Origin of the sequence: Pseudomonas sp. Sample_9 (assembly GCF_004307535.1) — a bacterium.
Classification (GTDB): Bacteria; Pseudomonadota; Gammaproteobacteria; order Pseudomonadales; family Pseudomonadaceae; genus Aquipseudomonas; species Aquipseudomonas mercuritolerans.
Genome location: NZ_RAZO01000017.1, coordinates 1 through 3,408, shown reverse-complemented (window position 1 = coordinate 3,408; position 3,408 = coordinate 1). Strand labels below are relative to the sequence as shown.

Below are 3,408 nucleotides of genomic sequence, written 5' to 3'. Positions count from 1 at the left end.
CATCGACCGTGACGCTGCAACCGGCGTCCTTGCACCACTGCACGAACAGGTCGCGGGCCTGGCGGTCGAGGTCGGTCAGGGCCAGGCGACAGACGCCGCCCTTGACCGTGGCACCGAGTTTCGCCAGTTCCATGAGCGAGGCCCAGAGGCGATCGCGGTTGATGTGCTGATGGGTGGATTGCAGAACGTCTACGGCTGCGTTCATGGGGATCTCCTCAGACTGGTTTTCTTATGGATATTTCTCTGGCGTGTGCAACATCGCCTTCGCGAGCAGGCTCGCTCCCACAGTGAGAATGCTTTTCCAATGTGGGAGCGAGCCTGCTCGCGAAAAGGCCCTTGCTCACACCGCTGTTTTCACGGCAGAAGGCTGCGCCCGCATCACACACAGCCCGTAATAAATCACCCCGCCCAACGCCGAGCCGGTGAACCAGCCATAGCTGTAGAACCAGCTGAAGGCATCGCTGCCCAGCGACAGCAGAGTCAGCACCACCGGTACACCAAACGCGAGAAAGCCGGCCCAGTTCCACGCCGGATACACGTCATCGCGGTACAGCCCGGCGAGGTCCAGTCGCTGTTTCTTGATCAGGAAATAATCCACCACCATGATCCCGGCGATCGGCCCGAGCAGGCTCGAGTAGCCCAGCAGCCAGTTTGAATACACGGTTTCCAGGCTGATGTCGGAAACGATCAGGCCAAGCTTTTTCAGCAGTTCATGGCCCATCAGCACCAGCCCGACCAAACCGGTCAGCAACACCGCTTTGGTGCGGTTGATCACCTTCGGCGCGATGTTCTGGAAGTCATTGGTTGGCGAGACGATGTTGGCGGCGGTGTTGGTCGACAGCGTGGCAACGATGATCAGCGCCATGGCCACCGCCACCCATACCGGGCTCTGGATATGGCCGATCAGCGTGACCGGGTCGGACACGGTGACGCCGACCAGTTTCACCGATGCGGCGGTCATCACCACGCCCAGCGCGGCGAAGAGGAACATGGTCAGCGGCAGGCCGAAAATCTGCCCGAGGATCTGATCCTTCTGGCTCTTGGCGTAGCGACTGAAGTCGGGAATGTTCAGCGACAGCGTGGCCCAGAACCCGACCATTGCCGTCAGCCCTGCCGCGAAGTAACTGACCACGCTGGCGCCTTCCGGACGCTTGGGCGGGATCGCCAGCAACTCAGTCATCGACACATTGGGCATCGCCCACACCAGCAGGCCTATGCCCACCGCCACCAGTAACGGCGCCGACAGGGTTTCCAGCCATTTGATCGACTCGGCACCGCGAATCACCACCCACAGATTCAGCGCCCAGAACACCATGAAACCGATCACCTCGCCGGTGCCGCCGAGGGATTTCCAGCCCTCGAACACCGAGCCGAGAAACAGGTGAATCGCCAGTCCGCCGAACATGGTCTGGATGCCGAACCAGCCACACGCCACCAACGCGCGAATCAGGCACGGCACGTTGGAACCGAGAATGCCGAACGACGAGCGCAGCAGCACCGGAAACGGAATGCCGTACTTGGTGCCGGGGAAAGCATTGAGGGTCAGTGGAATCAACACGATGACGTTGGCAAACAGAATCGCCAGCAGCGCTTCGCCGACGCTCAAGCCGAAATAAGCGGTGAGCACGCCGCCGAGGGTGTAGGTCGGCACGCAAATCGACATGCCGACCCACAGTGCGGTGATGTGCCATTTGTTCCAGGTGCGTTCGCGCACCTTGGTCGGTGCCATGTCGTGGTTGTAGCGGGGACTGTCGAGGACATCACTGCCCGCTTCGAGCTCGTACAAGCCGTCGCGCTCGGTCACTTGTGATCTGGTCTGTTGCATGGCCGCTCCACTGTTCTTCTGATTATTTTTTGCTTATCAGGCGGCTGGCGCATACGGCGCCAGCCGGACGATGGCCGGAGGAACTGACAACTTTCATGCACCGGCCATGGTGTCAGCGGCGGCATCAATAAACGTGCCGGGTCTGGCGCTGAACGCTTGAGCGGTGCACTGCACGCTTTGCAACTTTCTGATATTCATCAGTTTTAATTGAATATTCGATGAGTCCGGGAAAACTTGTCTGAACGCTCAGGCTAAACGTCGGGCAAGTTGTCCGAAGTGTCAGGACTCAAACTGGTGCACTGCATTTATTTTTGTCGGTGAACCCGCAACCGCAGCACAACTTCAAGCGGCTGATTTCACATAGGAAATCTTGCTCATATTTCCATCCTGTCAAGTGCGTCAAAATGGTGAGCAGCCTCACCATTTTGGTGATTTCCATTATTTATCCTTACTTATCAATAGGTTGAAAGAGCTATAAGCTTATAAAAAATATTCTTGATCATTCTTGAAATCGCGACTAGTTTCTATTCCTGACAGCGATGACAGGAATATGAACTGCGCCGCTGATCTTCAATAAAACATCTAGAACCGGCACAAGTCGGTCATGCCTGCGAGGAATCCGGAATGTCTCTGTTGATCCGTGGCGCCACCGTTGTTACCCATGATGAAAGTTACCGCGCCGACGTCTATTGCGCTGACGGCGTGATCAAAGCCATTGGTGAAAACCTCGACATTCCCGCCGGCGCCGAAGTGCTCGACGGCAGTGGCCAGTACCTGATGCCCGGCGGCATCGATCCGCATACGCATATGCAACTGCCGTTCATGGGCACCGTGGCCAGTGAGGATTTCTACAGTGGCACGGCGGCGGGTCTGGCCGGCGGCACCACGTCGATCATCGATTTTGTGATTCCCAACCCGCAGCAATCGCTGATGGAAGCGTTTCATCAGTGGCGCGGCTGGGCGCAAAAATCTGCGTCGGACTATGGCTTCCACGTCGCGATCACTTGGTGGAGCGAGCAGGTGCGCGAGGAAATGGCCGATCTGGTCAGCCACCACGGCATCAACAGCTTCAAGCATTTCATGGCCTACAAGAACGCGATCATGGCCGCCGACGACACTCTGGTGGCGAGTTTCGAGCGCTGTCTGGAACTCGGTGCGGTGCCGACTGTGCACGCAGAAAATGGCGAGCTGGTCTATCACCTGCAACGCAAGTTGATGGCTCAGGGCATTACCGGGCCGGAAGCGCATCCGCTGTCGCGACCTTCGCAGGTCGAAGGTGAAGCCGCGAGCCGGGCGATCCGCATTGCCGAAACCATCGGCACGCCGTTGTACCTGGTGCACGTTTCCACCAAGGAAGCTCTGGACGAAATCACCTATGCCCGCAGCAAGGGCCAGCCGGTTTACGGCGAGGTGCTGGCCGGGCACTTGCTGCTCGACGACAGCGTCTATCAACACCCGGACTGGCAGACCGCCGCCGGCTACGTGATGAGCCCGCCGTTCCGTCCGCGCGGCCACCAGGAGGCGCTGTGGCACGGGCTGCAGAACGGCAATCTGCACACCACCGCCACCGACCACTGCTGCTT

At 58.7% G+C, this 3,408-nt stretch carries 3 protein-coding genes and 1 pseudogene; 1 reads left to right on the top strand and 3 read right to left on the bottom strand.

Annotated elements, in window-relative coordinates:
- The 3 genes and pseudogenes from D6877_RS01175 to D6877_RS29275 form a co-directional block, all read right to left on the bottom strand.
- Positions 1 to 205: pseudogene (locus D6877_RS01175) on the bottom strand (Zn-dependent hydrolase); the annotation flags it as partial.
- Positions 206 to 340: 135 nt separating this feature from the next.
- Positions 341 to 1,825: an NCS1 family nucleobase:cation symporter-1 gene (locus D6877_RS01170; protein WP_130909591.1), complete on the bottom strand. Its 1,485-nt coding sequence runs from the start codon at positions 1,823 to 1,825 to the stop codon at positions 341 to 343.
- 286 nt (positions 1,826 to 2,111) lie between these two features.
- The gene (locus D6877_RS29275; protein WP_178083612.1) at positions 2,112 to 2,264 is read right to left on the bottom strand and encodes a hypothetical protein; all 153 of its coding nucleotides are present in this window, start codon (positions 2,262 to 2,264) and stop codon (positions 2,112 to 2,114) included.
- A 185-nt stretch (positions 2,265 to 2,449) separates the two neighbouring features.
- Between D6877_RS29275 and D6877_RS01165 the strand changes: the two genes are divergently transcribed.
- The coding region (locus D6877_RS01165) for an amidohydrolase family protein (RefSeq protein WP_130909590.1) at positions 2,450 to 3,408 on the top strand (959 nt) is incomplete at its 3' end.

What these genes read in the sequence shown, in the direction of transcription:
- D6877_RS29275 (WP_178083612.1), bottom strand. Translation starts at nt 2,264, where the DNA reads ATGGAAATCACCAAAATGGTGAGGCTGCTCACCATTTTGACGCACTTG.
- D6877_RS01170 (WP_130909591.1), bottom strand. Translation starts at nt 1,825, where the DNA reads ATGCAACAGACCAGATCACAAGTGACCGAGCGCGACGGCTTGTACGAG.